Here is a 22248-nt window from a genome sequence, read left to right on the forward strand (position 1 = left end):
GCATTGGCCTTACAATGGAGGCCGTCCCCAATTCCTGTGCGGTTTCCATCATGTCCGGCAACACCCTTGGCCTGCTCTTCACTGTCACCACCTTCGGCGAATCGCACGGCCCCGCCATCGGCGCGGTGGTGGATGGCTGCCCGCCGGGCATGGCGCTGAGCGAGGCCGATATCCAGGGCGACCTGGACCGCCGCAAGCCCGGCACCTCGCGCCACGTCACCCAGCGCAAGGAACCCGATCAGGTCGAAATCCTGTCCGGCGTGTTCGAGGGCAAGACCACCGGCACCCCGATCTGCCTGCTGATCCGCAACACCGACCAGCGCAGCAAGGACTACGGCAATATCGTCGAGACCTTCCGCCCGGGACACGCGGACTACACCTATTGGCAGAAGTACGGAATCCGCGACTATCGCGGCGGCGGCCGGTCGTCAGCTCGCCTGACCGCGCCGGTGGTGGCCGCGGCAGCTGTGGCCAAGAAGTGGCTGCGCGAGCAGTACGGCACCGAGATCCGGGGCTACATGTCGCAGCTGGGCGAGATCGCGGTGCCGTTCGCCGACTGGTCGCATGTGCCCGAGAATCCGTTCTTCGCGCCCAACGCCGACATCATCCCCGAGCTGGAAACCTATATGGACGCGCTGCGCCGCGACGGCGATTCGGTCGGCGCGCGCATCGAGGTGGTGGCCAGCAACGTGCCGGTCGGGCTGGGCGAGCCGCTGTTCGACCGCCTCGACGCCGATATCGCGCACGCGATGATGGGCATCAACGCAGTCAAGGGCGTGGAGATCGGCGCCGGCTTCGACAGCGTGTCGCAGCGGGGCAGCGTGCATGGCGACGAGCTGACCGCTGACGGCTTCCGCACCAACAATTCCGGCGGCGTGCTGGGCGGCATTTCCACCGGCCAGGATGTCACCGTGTCGCTGGCGATCAAGCCGACGTCCTCGATCCGCACGCCGCGCGAGTCGATCGACAAGGCCGGCAATGCCGCCACGGTCGAAACCTTCGGCCGCCACGACCCGTGCGTCGGCATCCGCGCCACGCCGATCGCCGAGGCCATGCTGGCGCTGGTGCTGATGGACCACGCGCTGCGCCACCGCGCGCAATGCGGCGACGTCAAGACCGACACGCCGCACATTCCGGCGCAGGTCGGCCAGACGCGCTGAGTTGAGCACGCTCCCTGGGGCTGGCGGTGCCATGGGTACCGCTCGCCCGGATTACGCCCGCTTCGGGCTTTTCTATCTTGGCTACTACGGCTATGTCGGCGTCATCTCGCCGTACGTGAGCCTGTATTTCGCCGATCGCGGTTTCAATCCGGTGCAGATCGGCGTGCTGATGGCCAGCTTCCAGGTCAGCCGCATCGTCGGGCCCTACCTGTGGGGCTGGCTGTCCGACGTAATGCACACACGCGTGCGCATCCTGCGCGTGAGCGCGTTCACCTCGCTGCTGGCGTTCCTGATGCTGCCCGGCGTGGGCAGCTACGGCGGCATGATGGCGATGATGCTGACGCTGAGCCTGCTCACCAGCGCGATGTCGCCGCTGGGCGATGCCCTCACCATCTCCACGCTGCGCCGCTACGGCGCCTTTGACCATAGCTATGGCCGCATCCGCATGTTCGGCTCGGTCGGCTTTATTGGCGCGGTGCTGGCCGGTGGGGCACTGTTCGAGATGGTCGGCATGCGCGCCTTCCCGTGGGTGGCCAGCGGCTTGCTGGCGATCCTGGCAGGCGTGGTGCTGAGCATGCGCGATGCCGTCGACGACGGGCCGCGCGTGCCCGCGCCGCGCGCGCTGCCCTTGCTGCTCCGGCCGGACGTGGCGTGGTTCCTGGCATCGGCCTTCCTGATGATGTTCGCGCACGCCGCGCTCTACGTGTTCTATTCGCTGTGGCTGGAGAAGCTTGGCTACAGCAAGTTCGCCATCGGCGTGATGTGGACCATCGGCGTGGTCGCCGAAATCGTTTTCTTCTATTACCAGGGCCTGTTGTTCGCGCGCTTCGCGCTGCGCACGATCCTGGCCGGCACTTTCGTGCTGGCTGCGGTCCGCTTTGGCCTGACCGGCTACTTCGCGCAGCTTGCCTGGCTGATGGCGCTGGTGCAGGTGTTGCACGCGGCCACTTTCGCCGCGCACCACAGCGCCAGCCTGAAGCGGCTGCAGGCATGGTTTGCCGGGCCGCTGCAGGGACGCGGGCAGGCGCTGTACACGGGGATTTCCTACGGCGTCGGCGGCACGCTCGGGGGGCTCGCCATGGGCTGGACCTGGAATGCGCTGGCGCCCGAACACACCTTCGGGCTGGCCGCCCTGGCCGCAGCGGCCGGCGCCTTCTGCGCGGCGATGAGCTTCCGCGCGGAGGGTGCGGCAGGCGGCGATGCGCTTCAGGCCAGCGCGGCGCAGACGCGCTCGGCGATCGCCAGCGACGAGGTCAGCCCCGGCGACTCGATGCCGAACAGGTGAACCAGCCCCGGCACGCCATGCACGGCGGGGCCATCGATGCGGAAGTCCGCCGCCGTTTCGTGCGGGCCGCTGATCTTCGGGCGGATGCCGGCATAGCCCGGCTGCAGCGCGCCGTCGGCCAGTCCTGGCCAGTAACGGCGCACCTCGTCATAGAAGCTGTCGGCATCGGCCGGGTCGACGCTGTACTCGATGTCATCGATCCAGCGCACATTGGGGCCGAAGCGCGCCTGGCCGCCCAGGTCCAGCGTCAGGTGCACGCCCAGGCCGGCGGCCTCCGGCACCGGGTAGATCAGCCGTGAGAACGGCGCGCGCCCGGCCAGCGTGAAATAGCAGCCCTTGGCGTAGTACTGCGGCGGGATATGGGCCTCGGGCATGCCATCGAGGCGGCGCGCCAGTTCCGGCGCTGTCAGGCCGGCCGAGTTCACGACCGTGCGCGCCAGCAGCGTGGTCGCGCCGCCATCCTCGCTGCCCACTTCCAGGCGGATCCCGTCCGCGGTGATCGCGCCGCCCAGCACCGGCGACTGCACCGCCAGCATCGCACCCGCGTTCTCGGCATCGCCCAGCAGTGCGGTCATCAGGCCGTGGCTGTCGACGATGCCGGTGGAGGGCGACAGCAGCGCGGCATGGCATTGCAGCTGCGGCTCCAGCGCCTGCGCTTCGTCGCGCGAGAGCAGCCGCAGGTCGTCGACGCCGTTGGCCGCGGCCTTGGCGCGGATGCCGTCCAGCGTGGCCACCTGCGCCGCGCTGGTGGCGACGATCAGCTTGCCGCAGCGCTGGTGCGCGACGTGGTGCGTGGCGCAGTAGTCGTACAGCATGGCCTTGCCACGTACGCACAACTCCGCCTTCAGTGAACCGGCGGGGTAGTAGATGCCGGCGTGGATGACTTCGCTGTTGCGCGCGCTGGTGATGGTGCCGAAGGCGTTCTCGGCTTCCAGGACGATCACCTCGCGGCCCTGCAGCGCGAGGGCGCGCGCGGCTGCCAGTCCTACGACACCCGCGCCGATGACGACGCAATCCACCTTTTCCATGCTCGATTCCTTGTTGCTGAGGTTTGTTGCCAGTGCTGACTGCTGTGTGGCGGAATTCAGCCCGCCAGGCCCAGCCGGGAGGCCGCGGCGGCCAGGTGCCGTTGCGCAGCCTCGCGCGCTGCCGGGGCATTGCCGGCGGCGATGGCGTCGGCCAGCGCCGTGTGTTCGGTGTCGGCGGCGCGCGGGCTGCCGGTGGCTGCGCCGAGCCGCGCGGTGTTCTCCCATGCGCGCTGTCGTGCCGCCAGCATCTGCTGGCTGACGAAGTCGGTCAGGCCGGTAAAGCAGGGGTTGTGCGCGGCTTCGGCGATGGCGTGGTGGAAGGCCATGTCGGCGGCAGCCGCGTTGGCCATGTCGCCACGGCCGTCGGCCTGCGCCTGCATGGCCGCGAGTGCGGCGCGGATCGCATCGACATCGGTTGCGGTACGGCGCTCGGCCGCCATCTCGGCGCAGGCGGTCTCGACCACGCGGCGCAGCTCGAACAGCTGCGCCAGCGTCGGTCCGCCGTCCGGTGCGCTCGCCACGCGCCAGGCCTGGCCGCCCGGGGTTTCCGAAACAAAGGCACCGGAACCCTTGCGCGTGACCAGCACGCCGTCGGCCTTGAGCTGGGCGATGGCTTCCCGCACGATCGGCCGGCTTACGCCGAAGGTGTCGGCCAGGCTCGCTTCGGCGGGCAGGCGTCCGCCCGCGGCGTAGCGGCCGGCGAGGATGTCGTCGTGCAAGGACTGGGCGATGCGGCTGGCCAGGGAGGCCGGGCGGTGCAGGGTCATGGGTAGATATGTCAGGCTGTCAGACAGCTTTGTGCGATTGTGCTGGCGAAGTTGTTGCGCGTCAAGCTTGCCGCAGATTGCCGGTGCTAAACATGGCGGCCTCGACCCGCAGTATTCGCTAAATTTCTTTGGCCAACGGCCGATAGATCCCGGATACAGGTGGCGGATACTGCCCGGCAGCTCCGCCGTGGGTTTGCCATGCCCCGTGCGCGGCGACAAACGCGGGGCCCTTTGCAAACAACCATGATCCAGCTCACTCCCAACGATCTCCCGGTCGGACACCCGCTGCCCTGGTCGCTGCTAGACGGCGACGGCAACCTGGTGCTCGGCAGCGGCAGCGTCATCCCCGATGCGCGCGACCTGGCGCTGGTGTTCCGCCACGGCGTGGTCTGCCGCGCCGGTAATAGCGGCAATAGCGATGACACCGACGATAGAGGCAATAGCGGCAATAGCGGCAATAGCGGCAATAGCGGCAATAGCGGCGATGCCGAGGCCGCCACCCGCACCGCGCCCGGGCCGCTTGGCCTGCAGGTCGGTACGCTGCTTCACGTCAAGCACGAAGGCGAGTCCGCGCGCGCCGCCGCCAGCCGCCTGATCGGCTTTATCGAGCAGGGGCTGTTCGTGACCTGGCCGCAACTGGGCGGGCGCGACCTGCCGCTGCAGGCGGGCGACACCGTGTTGCTGCGGGGCTTCTCCGGGCAGGCGATCCATAGCTTTACCTCGACCATCACCGCGGTCTGCCGCAGCCCGTTCCGTTACCTGGTGCTGTCGGCGCCGACCAACCTGCATGCGACCCCGGTACGCAAGGCGGCGCGCGTGCCAACGCGTCTGGCGGCATACCTGACCGAGCCCCCGGAAGACGACGATGACGATCATGGCGTGGCCGTCGCGGTGCGGACGGGTACGGCCCGGCTGGCGCTGCTGTCCGACCTCAGCACCGGCGGAGCGCTGGTGCAGACCACCGCGCCGTCGCCCGCGCCGGGCAGCCGCGTGCGGCTGCGCTTCCAGCTGCGGGCCGCGTCGTTCGACAGCGAAGTCATCGTCGACGGCTGGATCCGGGCGGCGCCGGGAGCAGCCAGCCAGGACGATGCCGAATTCCCGGCCTTCGGTGTGGCCTTCGACGTGCTGGCAGAGCGCGAGATGACGCTGCTGCAGTGCTACATCTACGAACAGCTGCTGTCCACGACGCGCCTGCCGCTGTAGCCGGCGACCGGCGGCCTCGGTACCTGCGTTCAGCAGCGCGCCAATAAAAAAAACGGCACCGGGAGACCGGTGCCGTTCCATGCGCCAGGCGCTTGCGCGCCGGGGGCTTACATGCCGACGTAGTTCGGACCGCCGCCGCCTTCCGGCGTGACCCAGACGATGTTCTGCGTCGGGTCCTTGATATCGCAGGTCTTGCAGTGCACGCAGTTCTGCGCATTGATCTGCAGCCGTTCCTTGCCCGAGGTCTCGTCCTGCACGAACTCGTACACACCCGCCGGGCAGTAGCGCGACTCGGGGCCGGCGTACTTGTCCCAGTTGATGTTGACCGGTACGCTGGCGTCCTTCAGCGTCAGGTGCGCCGGCTGGTTTTCCTCATGGTTGGTGTTGCTGATGAACACCGAGCTGAGGCGGTCGAAGGTCAGCTTGCCGTCCGGCTTCGGGTAGACGATCTTCTCGCATTCGGCCGCCGGCTTCAGGTACACGTGGTCCGGCTTGACGCGGTGGATGGTCCAGGGCGGGTTGCGGATGCCCAGCTTGGGCAGCAGCCATTGCTCGATGCCGGTCATCAGCGTCGCGGTGGTGCGGCCCTTCTTGAACCACTGCTTGAAGTTCTTGGCCTGCAGCAGTTCCTTGTACAACCAGCTCTGCTCGAACGCGGCGGGGTAGGCGGTCAGCTCGTCGTGCTGGCGGCCGCCCTGCAGTGCGTCGTACGCGGCCTCGGCGGCCAGCATGCCGGTCTTGATCGCGGCGTGGCTGCCCTTGATGCGCGAGGCGTTCAGGTAGCCGGCATCGCAGCCGACCAGCGCGCCACCCGGGAACACGGTCTTGGGCAGCGACAGCAGGCCGCCGGCGGTGATAGCGCGCGCGCCGTAGCTCAGGCGCTTGCCGCCTTCAAAGTACTGGCGGATTTCCGGGTGCGTCTTGAAGCGCTGGAATTCCTCGAACGGCGACAGCCACGGGTTGGTGTAGTCCAGGCCGACCACAAAGCCGACCGCGACCTTGTTGTCTTCCATGTGGTACAGGAACGAGCCGCCATAGGTGGCCGGATCCAGCGGCCAGCCGGCGGTGTGCACCACCAGGCCGGGCTTGTGCTTGGCCGGGTCGATCTCCCACAGTTCCTTCAGGCCGATGCCGTAGCTCTGCGGATCCTTGCCGGCATCCAGGCCGAACTTGGCGATCAGCTGCCGGCCCAGATGGCCGCGCGCGCCTTCGGCGAAGATGGTGTACTTGGCATGCAGTTCCATGCCGAGCTGGAAGTTGTCGGTGGGCTCGCCTTCCTTGCCGATGCCCATGTTGCCGGTGGCCACGCCCTTGACCGAGCCGTCTTCGTTGTACAGCACTTCGGCCGCGGGGAAGCCCGGGAAGATCTCCACGCCCAGCGCCTCGGCCTGCTGGCCCAGCCAGCGCACGAAGTTCGACAGGCTGATGATGTAGTTGCCGTGGTTGTGGAAGCACTCCGGCAGCAGCGCCGGCGGGGTGCCCTTGGAGCCGGATTCGTTCAGGAACAGGAACTTGTCTTCGGTGACCGGCTGGTTCAGCGGTGCGCCCAGTTCCTGCCAGTTCGGGAACAGCTCGTTGAGGGCACGCGGATCCATGATGGCGCCCGACAGGATATGCGCGCCGGGTTCGGAACCCTTTTCAAGCACGCATACGTTGACGTCGCTGCCCTTCTCCTGCGCGAGTTGCTTCAGGCGGATGGCCGTGGCCAGGCCGGCGGGGCCGCCGCCGACGACGACCACGTCGTATTCCATGGCTTCACGCGGGCCGAACTGCTCCAGGAGCTGTTGCTGATCCATTGTCTCTAACCCTCTATTTCTTTGCTGCTAGCTTTGCAATTGTGGGAAGTGCGGTGATCGTTCTGCTCGAACCTGCGCCGGCGGGCACGGGGAGGAATTTTGACGGCTGTTTGCGGCCGATAGCCGGCCGGATCGCTCGTTTTCCCTCTTTCCCTTTGCGGGCCAAGTTCTTAGAATCTCCGGCATTGTCCGGGACTCGCCACCCACAGGCAAGGATTTTTTTGGAACGGTCGTTCTTTTTTATGGTATGCCGCCTTCCGCACCTGAAGAGGCTGGAGGGGCGCCCGCACAAGAGGTCATCATGGGTTTGTCGATCAATCTGGAAGGCAAGGTAGCGCTGGTCACAGGCGCGTCAAGCGGGCTCGGCTCGCGTTTTGCCACGGTGCTGGCCGCCGCCGGGGCCAAGGTCGTGCTGGCCTCGCGCCGCACCGAGCGCCTCAAGGAACTGCGCGCGGCGATCGAGGCCGAGGGCGGCAGCGCACACGTGGTGCGACTCGACGTCACCGATCCGGACAGCATCCGCGCCGCCGTGGCGCATGCGGAAACCGAAGCCGGCTCTATCGACATCCTGGTCAACAACTCGGGGGTGTCGACCACGCAGAAGCTGACCGACGTCACGCCGGACGATTTCGATTTCGTCTTCGACACCAATACCCGCGGCGCCTTCTTCGTCGCGCAGGAAGTGGCCAAGCGCATGATCGCGCGGGCCAAGGGCGCCGAGAAGAACGGCAGCCCGCTGCCGCAGGCGCGCATCGTCAATGTCGCGTCGGTGGCTGGCCTGAAGGTGCTGTCGCAGATCGGCATCTATTGCATGAGCAAGGCGTCGGTGGTGCACATGACCAAGGCCATGGCGCTGGAATGGGCGCGCCATGGCATCAACACCAACGCGATCTGTCCCGGCTATATCGATACCGAGATCAACCACCACCACTGGGACTCGGACGCCGGCCAGAAGCTGATCCAGATGCTGCCGCGCAAGCGCCTGGGCAAGCCCGACGATCTAGACGGCTTGCTGTTGCTGCTGGCGTCCGACCAGTCGCAATTCATCAATGGTGCCGTGATCACCGCCGACGACGGCATGGTCTGACTCCGGCCGCCGGCGCCGCGCCGCCCGCTTTCTACCCGCTACCTGCCCGCGCGCCACAAGCGTGCGGCGGGGCATCCCAGCTGTCCACCCCAGGGCTTATCCGGTCCCCTTGGGCGGGCTTTTCGAGCGCGGCTTCCAGTTCCCCATCAAAGAAAGTTGATGCGCGTCGTGCCAGTCTTGGCATAATCCGCCATGTCTTTAGACTAAGTCTTTACATACAAGCAAAAAATGCCGCAGTGGCCGCCTGGCCCAAGCGGCCCTGGACCGGAGGCCGGGGAGATGGAGCAACAAGAAGAGGCACGGCGCAATGCCGTGCCGCAACACGTCGTCGATTCCGCGGTGATCCCGCAGGCGGCAGACGAAGCGCAGGACACTGAATTCCGGGTTTCACCCCGCCTCGAGGACTGGATTGGCGTGATCGTGATGCTGCTGCTGGTAGGCATCACCTTCGCCAACGTGGTAGTCCGCTATTTCACTGACGAGTCGTTTGCCTGGACCGAGGAATTCTCGGTCTTCCTGATGATCGTGCTGGCACTGGTCGCGGGCAGCGCCGCGGTGGCGCGCGATCGCAATATCCGCATCGAATTCTTCTTTGAGCGCGGCAGCGCGGCGCGCCAGCGCCGGCTGGCGATCCTGTCGGCGCTGGCGGTGGCCGTGATGTTCATCGCGCTGGCAGTATTGGGTGCGCGCATCACCTGGGATGAGTACACCTTTGGCGAAACCTCGCCGGGCATCGGCGTGCCGAGCTGGTGGTACTCGATCTGGCTGCCGGTGCTGTCGGCCGGCATTGCGCTGCGCGCGCTGGGCCTGGCGTTGCGCAACGTGCGTGCGCTCAAGGCGCTGCATGAAGAGAACCGGATGGCGAAGGAGCGTTTGCAATGACGCTGGTTGCCATCATCCTGTTTGTGGTCTTTATCGGCCTGATGCTGCTGGGCGTGCCCATCGGCGTGTCGCTGGGGCTGAGCGGCCTGATCGCGATCGGCCTGTCCAACGTGGATACCCAGATGTTCGGCCTGCTGGCCGTGCCGCAGAACTTCTACGCCGGGCTGGCCAAGTACCCGCTGCTGGCGATCCCGATGTTCGTGCTGGTGGGGTCGATCTTCGACCGTTCCGGCGTGGCGCAGCGGCTGGTGACCTTTGCCATCGCCGTCGTCGGGCGCGGACCGGGCATGCTGCCGCTGGTGGCGATCCTGGTGGCGATGTTCCTCGGCGGCATTTCCGGCTCGGGTCCGGCCAACGCGGCCGCGGTCGGCGGCGTGATGATCGCGGCGATGTCGCGGGCGGGGTATCCCGGTTCGTACAGCGCCGCGGTGGTCGGCGCGGCGGCCGCGACCGACATCCTGATCCCGCCGTCGGTGGCCTTCATCATCTACAGCGTGCTGGTACCCGGCGCGTCGGTGCCGGCACTGTTCGCCGCGGGCATGATTCCGGGCGTGCTGGCCGGCGTGGCGCTGATCGTGCCGGCGGTGTGGCTGGCTCGCAAGCACAACATGGGTGCCGCCGAGGCTGCGCTGCCGCGTCCGCCGTTCTGGAAGAGCCTGCGCGAAGCGGCGTGGGGCCTGGTGGCGCCGTTCCTGATCCTGGGTGGCATGCGCGCCGGCTGGTTCACGCCGACCGAAGCCGCCGTGGTGGCGGTGGTGTACGGCCTCTTCGTCGGCATGGTGGTGTACCGCAGCATCGGCATGCGCGACCTGTTCACGATCTTCCAGGAAGCGGCCGAGACCTCGGCGGTGATCCTGCTGGTGGTCGCGCTGGCCGGCATCTTCGCCTATGCGCTGTCTACGCTGGGCGTGATCGATCCGCTGGCGCACGCCATCGCCAATTCCGGCCTGGGCGAGTACGGCGTGCTGGCGCTGATCGTGCTGCTGCTGATGACGGTAGGCATGTTCCTGGACGGCATCTCGATCTTCCTGATCTTCGTGCCGCTGCTGCTGCCGATCGCCAATGCCTTCCACTGGAACCCGGTGTGGTTCGGCGTGGTGCTGACGCTGAAGGTGGCGCTGGGCCAGTTCACGCCGCCGCTGGCCGTGAACCTGATGGTGTCGTGCCGGATCGCCCGCGTGCGCATGGAAGAGACCGTGCCCTGGGTGATCTGGATGCTGCTGGCGATGTTCGTTGCCATGCTGATGGTGCTGGCCTATCCGCCGCTGGCGACCTGGCTGCCGGAATACCTCGGCTATTGATCGCTGTTGACTTCACTTTGCATTCACAAACAAGAATTGACGATTCCCGAGAGGAGATAAGATGAAACGTCGTGCCCTGATGCTCGCAACGGCCGCCGCCATTGCCGCTTCCGCCTTCGCCCCCGCCGGCGCGATGGCGCAGACCTACAAGTCCGAGTACAAGATGTCGCTGGTGCTCGGCCCGGCCTTCCCGTGGGGCAAGGGTGGCGAGATCTGGGCCGACCTGGTCAAGCAGCGCACCAATGGCCGCATCAATATCAAGCTGTACCCGGGCACCTCGCTGGTGGCCGGCGACCAGACCCGCGAGTTCTCGGCGATCCGCCAGGGCGTGATCGACATGGCGGTCGGCTCGACCATCAACTGGTCGCCGCAGGTCAAGGAACTGAACCTGTTCTCGCTGCCGTTCCTGATGCCGGACTACAAGGCGCTGGACGCACTGACGCAGGGCGAAGTCGGCAAGTCGATCTTCACCACGCTGGAAAAGGCCGGCGTGGTGCCGCTGGCCTGGGGCGAGAACGGCTTCCGCGAGGTGTCGAACTCCAAGCGGGAGATCCGCAAGCCGGAAGACCTCAAGGGCATGAAGCTGCGCGTGGTGGGCTCGCCGCTGTACATCGAGACCTTCAACGCGCTGGGCGCCAACCCGACGCAGATGAGCTGGGCCGACGCGCAGCCGGCGATGGCCTCGGGCGCCGTGGACGGCCAGGAGAACCCGCAGTCGGTGTTCGCCGCCGCCAAGCTGTACACGGTGGGCCAGAAGTTCGTCACCGCCTGGGGCTACGTGGCTGACCCGCTGATCTTCGTGGTCAACAAGCAGATCTGGGAAAGCTGGACCCCGGCTGACCGCGAGATCGTCAAGCAGGCCGCCATCGACGCCGGCAAGCAGGAAATCGTGCTCGCCCGCAAGGGCCTGGCCGAGGCCGGCGCGCCCGCCTGGAAGGAAATGGAAGGCCACGGCGTCAAGGTCACGCACCTGACGCCGGCCGAGCATGACGCCTTCCGCAAGGCGACCGCCAAGGTCTACGACAAGTGGAAGAAGCAGATCGGCGCCGACCTGGTGACCAAGGCTGAAGGCGCGATCGCCAAGCGCTAAGTCACGAAGCAGGCCCGCCAGTGTTGGCGGGCCTGTTGCATTGGAGGCTGTGATGAAACACGTCTATACGGTGGTCATGCCGATCCGCTGGGGCGACATGGATGCGATGGGCCATGTCAACAACACCGTCTATTTCCAGTACCTGGAGCAGGCGCGCATAGAGTGGTTCGCGTCGCTGGGGCGCGGCGGCAAGGATCCGCAAGGGCAGGGCCCGGTCATCATCAATGCGCATATGACCTTCCTGAAGCAGTTGCGCTATCCGGGGGATATCGAGTGTCGGGTCTATGCCGGGCAGCTGGGGCGTACCAGTTTCGAGACGCGCATGGAGATCCGGCGTACCGATCTGCCCGACGTGGTCTGGGCAGAGGGCGGGGCCAAGGTGGTGTGGTGCGATTATTCGGTGGAGAAGTCGGTGCCGGTGCCCCCGGAAATCCGCGCGATCATCGAGGGTTGAGCTTCAGTGGTTGACCAGCCGCTGGACCAGGTCGACCGACGTGCTCGCCCCATACTTCTTCATCAACCGCGCGCGGTAGATATCCACCGTGCGCGGGCTGATTGCCAGCAGCTTGCCGATCTGCTTGCTGGTCTTCCCCTCCACCAGCTGCGCCGCGATGTCGCGCTCGCGCGCGGTCAGCTCGGCCGTGACCTGCCGCTTCTGCGACAGGTCCTCAAAGGTCCAGATCCCCGCGCCCAGCGGCTGCGAACGATCGAGCGCGCGCCCGGTGACATGGCACCAGAACAGCTCGCCGCCGGCGCGCTTCATGATGCGCTCGTCCGAGTACATGCCGTGCTTGTTCATGATCGGCACGATGCGCGCGCCGGTGCGCTCGAATTCGTCCGGGGTGGGGTAGAGCACCTGGAACGACTGGCCCAGCAGCGCCTCGCGCGTCGTGCCGAAAATGCGGCAGACTTCTTCGTTGCAGTCTTCGATCACGCGCTCGCGTGACAGCACCAGGCCCACGGGGGCGAGCTGGAAAGCGGTCTGGTAGTCGATGGCGGGCATCTACTTATGTATTTTTACGTAATGGCGTAGCCGGCGGGGCTTGCGTATCCTGTCGGTCGGACGAGAGACGGTGGTAATCGCCGATTGTACCGTTACAATTTCCCTGCGTCGCCCGCCGCACAAGCCGGCGGGGGAAGCACGACAGCGGAACCCCGAGGAACTACCGAGGAAGGAGCGAACATGAACAAGGTCCACGCCAGCGCCGCAGAAGCGCTTGCAGGCGTCGTCCGCGACGGCCAGACGATCGCCGTTGGCGGTTTCGGGCTGTGCGGCATCCCCGAGGCGCTGATCGTCGCGCTGCGCGACAGCGGCGCCAAGCAGCTTACCTGCATCTCCAACAATGCCGGCGTCGACGGCTTCGGGCTGGGCCTGCTGCTGGCCACCCGCCAGATCAAGAAGATGATCTCGTCCTACGTGGGCGAGAACAAGGAATTCGAGCGCCAGTACCTGGCCGGCGAACTCGAGCTGGAATTCACCCCGCAAGGCACGCTGGCCGAGAAGCTGCGCGCCGGCGGCTCCGGCATCCCGGCGTTCTTCACCAAGACCGGTGTCGGCACCATCGTCGCCGAAGGCAAGGAAATCCGCGAATTCGACGGCGAGCAATACGTGATGGAGCGTTCGCTGACCGCTGACGTCGCGCTGGTCAAGGCCTGGAAGGCCGACAAGGCCGGCAACCTGGTGTTCCGCCGCACCGCGCGCAACTTCAACCCGATGTGCGCGATGGCAGGCAAGGTCACCGTGGCCGAGGTCGAACAGATCGTCGAGACCGGCGAACTGGATCCGGACGAGATCCACCTGGCAGGCATCTTCGTGCAGCGCCTGGTGCTGAACACCAATCCCGAGAAACGCATCGAGCAGCGCACCGTGCGCGCGGCCAGCTAAGGAGACACCATCATGGCATGGACACGTGACGAAATGGCCTCGCGCGCCGCGGCCGAGCTGCAGGACGGTTTCTACGTCAACCTGGGCATCGGCCTGCCGACGCTGGTTGCCAACTGGGTGCCCGAGGGCATGGAAGTGTGGCTGCAGTCCGAGAACGGCCTGCTCGGCATCGGCCCGTTCCCGACCGAAGACCAGGTCGACGCCGACATGATCAACGCCGGCAAGCAGACCGTGACGACGCTGCCGGGCTCGTCGATCTTCTCGTCGGCCGACTCGTTCGGGATGATCCGCGGCGGCCACATCAACCTGGCCATCCTGGGCGCGATGCAGGTCAGCGAGAAGGGCGACCTGGCCAACTGGATGATCCCGGGCAAGATGGTCAAGGGCATGGGCGGCGCGATGGACCTGGTCGCAGGCGTCGGCCGCGTGGTGGTGCTGATGGAACACACCGCCAAGAAGAAGGACGGCACCGAGGACATCAAGATCCTGAAGCAGTGCAACCTGCCGCTGACCGGCGTGGGCGTGGTCAATCGCATCATCACCGACCTGGGCGTGATCGACGTGACCCCGGAAGGCCTGAAGCTGGTCGAGACCGCCCCGGGCATCAGCCGCGAGGAAATCCAGGCGAAGACTGGCGCGCCGCTGCTGTAAGCAAGCCTCGGCGATTGCCTGACGGGCCCTGTGGCGCACTGCGCCCCAGGGCTTTTTCATTTGGTGCCCGGGGTAACCGATGACGCCAATCGGCTGTACGGGCTAGCTCTATCGGCGAATGGCCCGCCCGCGCACAAGTCACTATGCTGGCCGCTTCCCAGCAGGCGTGTTCCTGCCAACACAAGTCTTTACGGAAGGTGCGCGATGCCGGCTTCCCCCACCCGATCCCTGCCACTGGTGTACGCCTGCTCCGGCTGCTCCAGCGTGGCGCAACTGGCCAATGCCTGCGCGGTGCGGCTGGACCGCAGCGGCCGCGCCGAAATGTCGTGCATCAGCGGCGTGGGCGGCGGCGTGCCGGCGCTGACGCGCGTGGCGCAATCGGGCCGGCCGATCCTGGCGCTGGACGGTTGCCCGCTGGCGTGCGTGCAGGCTTGCCTGGCAAACGTGGGCGTGGTGCCGGACCAGCATTTGGTGCTGAACCGGCTGGGTGCGGTCAAGCGCCAGCACGGCGAATGCACCGAGGGCGAGACCGAGTCGGTATGGCGGGAAGTTGAAGCGGCCTTGGAAAGCCTTGCGGGTGTGTAGGGCAGGCCGGACGCGCGGCGGCGCATCCGGCGGGGCGGCTGGGCGGCGCCTTAGGCCGCCGGCTTGTTGTAGCGTGCGAACACCGAGGCCGCGCCGTCGGCCTTGACCAGCAGCACGTCGAAGGGATCCTTGCGCGAGCCCTGTTCCATGCCGGGCGAGCCGACCGGCATGCCCGGCACCGCCAGCCCGACCGCCTTGGGTTTGGCGGCCAGCAGCTTGCGGATATCGGCCGCCGGCACGTGCCCCTCGATCGCATAGCCGCCGATGTAGCCGGTATGGCAGGAGCCGAAGCGCTCCGGCATGCCGAAGCGCTTGCGGTATTCGCCGGTATCCTCGACGTCATGCACCGTCACGGTGAATCCGTTTGCCCGCAGGTGCTTGACCCATTCCTCGCAGCAGCCGCACAGCGGGCTCTTGTAGACCTCGATGGCCAGGGGCTTGGCTTGCGCAAACGCATCGGCCGCGGGCCCGAGCACGCCCACGGCGAGCGTGCCGAGCGCCAGCGCGCCCAGGGTGCCAAGAAAACGTCGTCGTTGCATCCGTTGCTCCTTGTTTTGCCGCCTGACTGTGCCGCCGGACTGTGCCGCCGGACTGCGCCGTCTTACTGCGCGACCCAGCCGCCATCCATGTTCCAGATTGCGCCGCGCACCTGCCGGGCCGCGTCGGACGACAGGAACACGGCCAGCGCGCCCAGTTCGTCGGGCGTCACGAATTCCCCCGAGGGCTGCTTCTCCAGCACCAGCTCGCGCTTGGCCTGTTCGACCGGGATGCCTTCCTTCTGCGCGCGTGCTTCCACCTGCTTCTGCACCAGCGGCGTCAGGACCCAGCCCGGGCAGATCGCGTTGGCGGTCACGCCGGTCTGCGCGGTTTCCAGCGCAATTACCTTGGTCAGGCCGACGATGCCGTGCTTGGCTGCCACGTAGGCCGATTTCTGCGCCGACGCCACCAGCCCGTGCGCCGAGGCCACGTTGATGATGCGGCCCCAGTTCTTCTGGCGCATGCCGGGCAGCGCGAGGCGGGTGGTGTGGAAAGCGGAGGTCAGGTTGATGGCGATGATGGCGTCCCAGCGCTCCGTGGGAAAGTCCTCGATCGGCGCCACATGCTGGATGCCGGCGTTGTTGACCAGGATGTCGGCGCCGCCGAAGTCGGCCTGCGCATAGCGCATCATGTCCTCGATCTCTGCCGACTTGCTCATGTCCGCGCCGTGGTAGCCGACCTTGATGCCCTGGCCGGCCTGCGCGATCTCGTTCTTTGCGGCGTCCGCGTCACCAAAGCCATTGACGATGATGTTGGCGCCCTGGGCCGCCAGCGCCTTTGCGATGCCGAGCCCGATACCACTGGTCGAGCCAGTCACCAGAGCGGTCTTGCCTTTGAGCATGTAAGCCTCCGTCGAGAGAGAGATTCCACAGGAAGGAAAGGGCGGCCCGGGTGGCCGGGACCGCCTGGTCTGGGACAACCACGCACCAGCATGTGGCGCGTGCGGTGGCGCAGACAGTGTGCTGTGGCATTGTACCCGGTGCGGCGTACAATCCAGTTTTGCTCAACTACCGGCAGCGCCGCTTTTTCGCGGTCCCGGCCGGGTCCGTCAGGAGTTCAGATGTCTGCCAGTCCGCGCCTCGGTTTTGTCCAGTGCATCAGTCCGGCGGGCCTGCACCGCATGGCCTATCACGAATGGGGAGATCCCGCGAATCCTCGCGTGCTGGTGTGCGCGCACGGGCTGACGCGCACCGGCAGGGATTTCGATGCCGTCGCCAGCGCGCTGTGCGGCGACTATCGCGTGATCTGCCCCGACGTGGTCGGGCGCGGCCGCTCGGAATGGCTGGCCAACCCGGACGGCTACATCGTGCCGCAGTACGTGTCCGACATGGTCACGCTGATCGCCCGGCTCAACGTCGAGCAGGTGGACTGGTTCGGCACGTCGATGGGCGGGCTGATCGGCATGGGGCTGGCAGGGCTGCCCAAGTCGCCGGTGCGCAAGCTGCTGCTGAATGACGTCGGCCCCAGGATCGCGCTGTCGGCGGTGGAGCGGATCGGTGCCTACCTGGGCCTGCCGGTACGCTTCAAGACCTTCGAGGAAGGCCTGGCCTACCTGCAGACCATCAGCGCGTCGTTCGGGCGCCACACGCCTGACCAGTGGCGCGAGCTTAACGCCGCCATCTTGAAACCGGTGCAGGGTGGCGAGGGGCTGGAATGGGGCTTGCATTACGACCCGCAACTGGCCGTGCCTTTCCGCAAGTCCACGCCCGAAGCGGTGGCAGCGGGCGAAGCCGCGCTGTGGCGCAGCTTCGAGGCCATCGAAGCCTCGGTGCTGGTGGTGCGCGGTGCACAGTCCGATTTGCTGCTGCGCGAGACCGTGGCCGAGATGGTGGCGCGCGGCAAGCATGTCAGCTCGGTGGAAGTCCCTGAAGTGGGGCATGCACCAACCTTTGTCGATCCGGCGCAGATCGCGATCGCCCGGCAGTTCTTTGTCGGGTGAGTTTGCGCGCATCGCGCGGCGGACCTGTTTTTATCGATCAACGCATTGTCATGAGTAACCTTGAACTGAAGCGCGCCCACGTGGGCAAGCGGTTGTCCGAATACGCGGTCTATAACGGCGTGGTCTACCTGGCCGGCCAGGTTCCGGAAGTCGATCCCAAGGCCGATCTCCGCGGCCAGACGAGCGAAGTGCTCGGCCATATCGACCGCTTGCTGGCCGAGGCCGGCAGCGACAAGACCCGCATCCTGTCGTGCCAGATCTTCCTGACCGACATCACGCAGATCGGCGTCATGAACGAGGTCTGGGACGCCTGGGTCCCGCAGGGCAATACGCCCCCGCGCGCCACCGTCGAAGCCCGCCTGGGCAATCCCGATTACCTGATCGAAGTGGTGGTGACCGCTGCGCTCAACTGATGCAGGCGTTGTGACATGGTGACGTCGACCGACCTGGCTGGCCGGGTCGCAGGCATTCCGGATACCGAGCTGGTTGAGCGCGCACTGGCGTACGTGCGCGAGCATGGAGCCGGCGTGGCGCTGCCCACCGGCGAGACCGTGCAGTCGCACGCTGAGGGGATGCTGCGCATCCTCGATGGGCTGCGCGTGGACGATGCCGCGCGCGCCGCCGCATGCCTGTTCGGGCTGGCGGCATTCGTGCCCGGGACCGAGGCCGAGATCGAGCCGCGCTTCGGCGAAGAAGTGGCGCGGCTGGTCAACGGTGTGCGGCAACTGCTGCGCATCGGCGCCATCGCCGGCAATCGCCCTGATGTGGAAGCGGCCGCGCCGTCAAAGAACGAGGCGCAGGCGCGCCACGAACAGGTCGAGGCGCTGCGCAAGATGCTGCTCGCGTTCGCGCAGGACATCCGCGTGGTGCTGGTGCGGCTGGCGTCGCGGCTGCAGACGCTGCGCTGGCTTGCGGAGACCAAGCACACGCCGACCCCGGGCGTGGCGCGCGAAACGCTCGACATCTACGCGCCGCTGGCCAACCGCCTGGGTATCTGGCAGATGAAGTGGGAGCTGGAAGACCTGGCGTTCCGCTTCGAGCAGCCCGACACCTACAAGCGCATCGCCAGGCTGCTGGACGAAAAGCGCATCGAGCGCGAAGGCTATATCGCCGGCGCCATCGCGCGGCTGCAGTCCGAGCTGACGGCCGCCGGCATCCGTGCCGAGGTGTCCGGCCGGCCCAAGCACATCTACAGCATCTGGAAGAAGATGCGCGGCAAGGAGCTTGATTTTGCCGACCTGTACGATGTGCGCGCCTTCCGCGTGATCGTCGAAGATATCAAGGACTGCTATACGGTGCTGGGTATCGTCCACCATATCTGGCAGCCGATCCCGCGCGAGTTCGACGACTACATCTCGCGGCCCAAGGCCAACGGCTACAAGTCGCTGCACACGGTGGTGATCGGCGATGACGGTCGCGCTTTCGAGGTGCAGATCCGCACGTACGAGATGCACCACTTCGCCGAATACGGCGTGGCGGCGCACTGGCGCTACAAGGAAGCTGGCAGCAAGGGCTACGGTGGGCAGTTCTCCGCCAGCGAACGCTACGACGAGAAAATCGCCTGGCTGCGCCAGCTGCTGGCATGGAAGGACGATGCCGATCACAGCGTGGCGCACGACGAGTGGGAGCAGCTCAAGCACGCCGCGATCGACGACCACATCTACGTGCTGACGCCGCAGGCCCGCGTGGTAGCGTTGCCGCACGGCGCGACGCCGCTGGACTTCGCCTATTACCTCCACAGCGACCTCGGCCACCGTTGCCGCGGCGCGCGCGTGGACGGCACCATGGTGCCGCTGAATACCACGCTGAAGAACGGCCAGACCGTCGAGATCATCGCGGTCAAGCAGGGCGGGCCCTCGCGCGACTGGCTCAATGCCGAGCTTGGCTACCTGGCCAGCAGCCGTGCGCGCGCCAAGGTGCGCGCGTGGTTCAACGCGCTCGATTCGCAGGAGACCATCGCACAGGGCCGCGCCCTGATCGACAAGACCCTGCAGCGCGAGGGTAAGACCGCGGTCAAGCTGGAAGACCTGGCCGCGCGGCTGAACTTCAAGACGCCCGACGACCTGTTCGCGGCGGTGGCCAAGGATGAGTTCAGCCTGCGCCATGTCGAGCACGCGCTGCGCCACCCCGAAGGCGAAACCCAGGCGCCGCTCAGCGAGGAAGACGCCGTTACCAAGAAGAGCCGTGCCACCAGCGTGGCGCGCGGCGCCAAGAGCGGCGTGCTGGTGGTGGGCGTGGATTCGTTGATGACGCAGATGTCGCGCTGCTGCAAGCCGGCGCCACCGGACGATATCGTCGGCTTTGTCACGCGCGGACGCGGGGTGTCGATCCACCGGCGCAACTGCCATACCTTCCAGCAGTTGTCGGCGCGCGCGCCCGAGCGGGTGATCCAGACCGAGTGGGGGCAGAAGAGCCACGCGGCGGTGTATCCGGTTGATATCCACGTCGAGGCAATCGACCGGCAGGGGTTGCTGCGCGATATCTCTGAAGTGCTGTCGCGCGAGAAGATTAACGTCACCGGCGTGAAGACTTTGTCGAGCAAGGGCGTGGCACGCATGCAGTTCACCGCCGAGGTGTCCGAGGCGACGCAACTGCAGCGCGCGCTGTCGCTGATCGAAGAGGTGCAGGGGGTATTGCAGGCAAAAAGAAAGTGATGCTATACTTGCGTCTTCGCTAGGCTCGTAGCTCAGCTGGTTAGAGCACCACCTTGACATGGTGGGGGTCGTTGGTTCGAGTCCAATCGAGCCTACCAACGAATTGCAGTAACAACGAAGTGCAGCAAATCCGATTCAACCTGACATGGAACGGAAAGGCATCATGTTCATGACACCGCGAACTACTACCGCTGGCAAGCGACAGTAGTCGAGGTGCGCCTTCCGACCCGGTTGAAGCGGGTTTGACAAAGAGAAACGCGGCCTTGGCCGCGTTTTTTTTCGTCTGTCGCCTGCCAGCAGCCTGATAAGCTGCCGCTCGCGCGCGTTGGCGTGCATGCGCAGTGTGCAGCAATAAACAATCGAACAATCGCCGGGCCGTGCAGCCGCGGACCGGTGCCCGCAAGATGCAGTTTGATCCGCCTGGCCGAGGCGCTACGCGCCGCCGGCGGAATCCTGGAGAGTCCAAATGATCGCAATCACGCTGCCGGATGGGTCCCGCCGCGAGTTTCCGGGCCCGGTGACGGTTGCCGAAGTGGCGCAGAGCATCGGCTCCGGCCTGGCCAAGGCCGCGCTGGCCGGCAAGGTCGACGGCAAGCTGGTCGACACGAGCTACAAGATCGAAGACGACGCCCAGCTGGCCATCGTCACGGACAAGGACGCCGACGGCGTCGATGTGATCCGTCACTCCACGGCGCACTTGCTGGCCTATGCCGTCAAGGAACTGTATCCGGAAGCGCAGGTGACGATCGGGCCGGTGATCGAGAACGGCTTCTACTACGACTTCGCCTACAAGCGCCCCTTCACGCCCGAAGACCTCGCCGCCATCGAAAAGAAGATGACGGAACTCTCCCGCAAGGACGAGAAGGTCGTGCGCGAAGTGTGGAACCGCGACGAAGCCGTGGCGCTGTTCGAGTCGATGGGCGAGAAGTACAAGGCCGAGATCATCGCCTCGATCCCGGCCGACCAGGAAATCGGGCTGTACCGCGAAGGCAAGTTCGTCGACCTGTGCCGCGGCCCGCACGTGCCGTCGACGGGCAAGCTCAAGGTCTTCAAGCTGATGAAGGTGGCCGGCGCCTACTGGCGCGGCGACGCCAACAACGAGATGCTCCAGCGCATCTACGGCACGGCCTGGGCCAGGAAGGAAGACCAGGAAGCCTACCTGCACATGCTGGAAGAGGCCGAGAAGCGCGACCACCGCAAGCTGGGCAAGACGCTCGACCTGTTCCACCTGCAGGAAGAGGCGCCCGGCATGGTGTTCTGGCATCCGAAGGGCTGGCAGGTGTGGCAGGCCGTCGAGCAGTACATGCGCGGCCGCCTGGGCAACGCCGGCTACGACGAGGTGCGCACGCCGCAGGTGATGGACCGTTCGCTCTGGGAAAAGTCCGGCCACTGGCAGAACTACAAAGAGAACATGTTCGTCACGGAGTCGGAGAAGCGCGACTACGCGATCAAGCCGATGAACTGCCCGGGCCACGTGCAGATCTTCAACCACGGCCTGCGCTCTTACCGCGACCTGCCGCTGCGCCTGGCCGAGTTCGGCGCCTGCCACCGCAATGAGCCTTCGGGCGCGCTGCACGGCCTGATGCGCGTGCGCGGCTTTGTGCAGGACGATGCCCACATCTTCTGCACGGAAGAGCAGATCGTGGCCGAAGCCAAGGCCTTCAATGAGCTGGCGTTCTCGGTCTACGACGACTTCGGCTTCAAGAACGTTTCGGTGAAGCTGTCGCTGCGCCCCGAACAGCGCGCCGGCTCGGACGAGGTCTGGGACCACGCCGAGGAAGGCCTGCGCCTGGCGCTGCGCGCGTGCGGCGTGGAGTGGGAAGAACTGCCGGGCGAGGGCGCGTTCTATGGCCCGAAGGTGGAATACCACATCAAGGACGCGATCGGCCGTTCGTGGCAATGCGGCACGCTGCAGCTTGACCTGGTGCTGCCAGAGCGCCTGGGGGCCGAATACGTCTCCGAGGACAACTCGCGCAAGCGCCCGGTCATGCTTCACCGCGCCATCCTGGGCTCTTTCGAGCGCTTCCTGGGCATCCTGCTGGAAAACCACGCCGGCGCGCTGCCCGCCTGGCTGGCCCCGGATCAGGTCGTGGTCATGAATATTGCGGATTCGCAGGCAGAATACGCCGAAAACGTCGTGCAATTGCTGCAAAAACAAGGGTTTAGGGCCAAGGCCGATTTGCGCAACGAGAAAATTACGTATAAAATCCGCGAGCATTCCCTTCAGAAGGTTCCTTACCTGCTCGTGGTAGGCGACAAGGAGCGGGATGCCAGTCAAGTGGCCGTGCGTGCCCGTGGCAACGTGGATCTGGGTGTGATGCCCGTCTCCGCGTTTGTTGAGCGTCTGCAACACGACGTCGCCAGCAAAGCCTGATGGGTGGTGAGCACGGCTTGTTTT

Annotated in this window: 21 protein-coding genes and 1 tRNA gene; 16 read left to right on the forward strand and 6 right to left on the reverse strand. The window is 66.2% G+C overall.

The annotated features are described in order from the left end of the window. Positions 1-50 precede the first annotated feature (50 nt). The gene (gene aroC, locus LPA45_RS05900; RefSeq protein ID WP_116317705.1) at positions 51-1160 is read left to right on the forward strand and encodes a chorismate synthase; all 1110 of its coding nucleotides are present in this window, start codon (positions 51-53) and stop codon (positions 1158-1160) included. Positions 1161-1191: 31 nt separating this feature from the next. Beyond that, entirely contained in the window at positions 1192-2445 is a 1254-nt protein-coding gene (locus LPA45_RS05905; RefSeq protein ID WP_317921225.1) for an MFS transporter, read from the forward strand. On the opposite strand, the gene LPA45_RS05910 is transcribed toward LPA45_RS05905, so the two are convergent. Then, positions 2367-3473, reverse strand: coding sequence for an NAD(P)/FAD-dependent oxidoreductase (locus tag LPA45_RS05910; protein WP_317921226.1), 1107 nt, complete (start codon positions 3471-3473; stop codon positions 2367-2369). The genes LPA45_RS05905 and LPA45_RS05910 overlap by 79 nt on opposite strands. A 56-nt stretch (positions 3474-3529) precedes the next feature. Further along, a complete protein-coding gene (locus tag LPA45_RS05915) occupies positions 3530-4240 on the reverse strand; it encodes a FadR/GntR family transcriptional regulator (protein ID WP_116317708.1) in 711 nt (236 codons plus the stop codon). 243 nt (positions 4241-4483) lie between these two features. Between LPA45_RS05915 and LPA45_RS05920 the strand changes: the two genes are divergently transcribed. After that, a complete protein-coding gene (locus LPA45_RS05920; RefSeq protein WP_317921227.1) occupies positions 4484-5443 on the forward strand; it encodes a flagellar brake protein in 960 nt (319 codons plus the stop codon). A 107-nt stretch (positions 5444-5550) separates the two neighbouring features. Here LPA45_RS05920 and LPA45_RS05925 read toward each other — a convergent pair whose 3' ends face one another. Then, entirely contained in the window at positions 5551-7239 is a 1689-nt protein-coding gene (locus tag LPA45_RS05925; RefSeq protein WP_116317710.1) for an electron transfer flavoprotein-ubiquinone oxidoreductase, read from the reverse strand. A gap of 301 nt (positions 7240-7540) precedes the next feature. Here LPA45_RS05925 and LPA45_RS05930 point away from each other — a divergent pair, with 301 nt between their 5' ends. The 5 genes from LPA45_RS05930 (at position 7541) to LPA45_RS05950 (ending at position 12053) form a co-directional block, all read left to right on the forward strand. Continuing rightward, positions 7541-8326: an SDR family oxidoreductase gene (locus LPA45_RS05930; RefSeq protein ID WP_029049693.1), complete on the forward strand. Its 786-nt coding sequence runs from the start codon at positions 7541-7543 to the stop codon at positions 8324-8326. 279 nt (positions 8327-8605) lie between these two features. Further along, positions 8606-9208, forward strand: a complete 603-nt coding sequence (locus LPA45_RS05935; protein ID WP_317921230.1) for a TRAP transporter small permease — start codon at positions 8606-8608, stop codon at positions 9206-9208. Next, a complete protein-coding gene (locus LPA45_RS05940) occupies positions 9205-10509 on the forward strand; it encodes a TRAP transporter large permease (protein WP_317921231.1) in 1305 nt (434 codons plus the stop codon). Before LPA45_RS05935 ends, LPA45_RS05940 begins: the two co-directional genes overlap by 4 nt. 61 nt (positions 10510-10570) lie before the next feature. After that, entirely contained in the window at positions 10571-11599 is a 1029-nt protein-coding gene (locus tag LPA45_RS05945; protein WP_317921232.1) for a DctP family TRAP transporter solute-binding subunit, read from the forward strand. A 52-nt stretch (positions 11600-11651) separates the two neighbouring features. Beyond that, the gene (locus tag LPA45_RS05950; RefSeq protein ID WP_116317714.1) at positions 11652-12053 is read left to right on the forward strand and encodes a thioesterase family protein; all 402 of its coding nucleotides are present in this window, start codon (positions 11652-11654) and stop codon (positions 12051-12053) included. Between the two features lie 3 nt (positions 12054-12056). On the opposite strand, the gene LPA45_RS05955 is transcribed toward LPA45_RS05950, so the two are convergent. Further along, positions 12057-12602 (reverse strand): PAS and helix-turn-helix domain-containing protein, encoded by a 546-nt coding sequence (locus tag LPA45_RS05955; RefSeq protein WP_116317715.1) that lies wholly within the window; start codon positions 12600-12602, stop codon positions 12057-12059. A gap of 180 nt (positions 12603-12782) precedes the next feature. Between LPA45_RS05955 and LPA45_RS05960 the strand changes: the two genes are divergently transcribed. The 3 genes from LPA45_RS05960 to LPA45_RS05970 all read left to right on the forward strand — a co-directional run bounded on the left by LPA45_RS05960 (position 12783) and on the right by LPA45_RS05970 (position 14720). Then, positions 12783-13484, forward strand: a complete 702-nt coding sequence (locus LPA45_RS05960) for a CoA transferase subunit A (protein ID WP_116317716.1) — start codon at positions 12783-12785, stop codon at positions 13482-13484. Between the two features lie 12 nt (positions 13485-13496). Then, on the forward strand, positions 13497-14135 hold the full coding sequence (locus LPA45_RS05965) for a CoA transferase subunit B (RefSeq protein WP_116317717.1): 639 nt from the start codon (positions 13497-13499) through the stop codon (positions 14133-14135). Positions 14136-14339: 204 nt separating this feature from the next. Further along, complete coding sequence (locus LPA45_RS05970; RefSeq protein ID WP_317921234.1) at positions 14340-14720, forward strand: putative zinc-binding protein; 381 nt, start codon at positions 14340-14342, stop codon at positions 14718-14720. Positions 14721-14770: 50 nt separating this feature from the next. On the opposite strand, the gene LPA45_RS05975 is transcribed toward LPA45_RS05970, so the two are convergent. Together LPA45_RS05975 and LPA45_RS05980 are read right to left on the reverse strand one after the other, a co-directional pair. After that, on the reverse strand, positions 14771-15259 hold the full coding sequence (locus LPA45_RS05975; protein WP_317921236.1) for a DUF411 domain-containing protein: 489 nt from the start codon (positions 15257-15259) through the stop codon (positions 14771-14773). Between the two features lie 62 nt (positions 15260-15321). Continuing rightward, the gene (locus LPA45_RS05980; protein ID WP_317921237.1) at positions 15322-16098 is read right to left on the reverse strand and encodes a 3-hydroxybutyrate dehydrogenase; all 777 of its coding nucleotides are present in this window, start codon (positions 16096-16098) and stop codon (positions 15322-15324) included. Positions 16099-16317: 219 nt separating this feature from the next. Here LPA45_RS05980 and LPA45_RS05985 point away from each other — a divergent pair, with 219 nt between their 5' ends. The 5 genes from LPA45_RS05985 to thrS all read left to right on the forward strand — a co-directional run bounded on the left by LPA45_RS05985 (position 16318) and on the right by thrS (position 22224). Continuing rightward, positions 16318-17196 carry an alpha/beta fold hydrolase gene (locus LPA45_RS05985; RefSeq protein ID WP_116317721.1) on the forward strand — a complete coding sequence of 293 codons (879 nt, stop codon included), beginning with the start codon at positions 16318-16320 and terminating at the stop codon, positions 17194-17196. A 50-nt stretch (positions 17197-17246) separates the two neighbouring features. After that, the gene (locus tag LPA45_RS05990; RefSeq protein WP_116317722.1) at positions 17247-17609 is read left to right on the forward strand and encodes a RidA family protein; all 363 of its coding nucleotides are present in this window, start codon (positions 17247-17249) and stop codon (positions 17607-17609) included. Positions 17610-17624: 15 nt separating this feature from the next. Beyond that, a complete protein-coding gene (locus LPA45_RS05995) occupies positions 17625-19850 on the forward strand; it encodes a bifunctional (p)ppGpp synthetase/guanosine-3',5'-bis(diphosphate) 3'-pyrophosphohydrolase (RefSeq protein ID WP_116317723.1) in 2226 nt (741 codons plus the stop codon). A 21-nt stretch (positions 19851-19871) separates the two neighbouring features. Then, positions 19872-19948, forward strand: a tRNA-Val gene (locus tag LPA45_RS06000). A gap of 368 nt (positions 19949-20316) precedes the next feature. Next, positions 20317-22224 (forward strand): threonine--tRNA ligase, encoded by a 1908-nt coding sequence (thrS, locus tag LPA45_RS06005; protein ID WP_116317724.1) that lies wholly within the window; start codon positions 20317-20319, stop codon positions 22222-22224. Positions 22225-22248 lie beyond the last annotated feature (24 nt).

It is taken from the genome of Cupriavidus sp. Agwp_2 (assembly GCF_040784895.1).
Taxonomy (GTDB): domain Bacteria; phylum Pseudomonadota; class Gammaproteobacteria; order Burkholderiales; family Burkholderiaceae; genus Cupriavidus.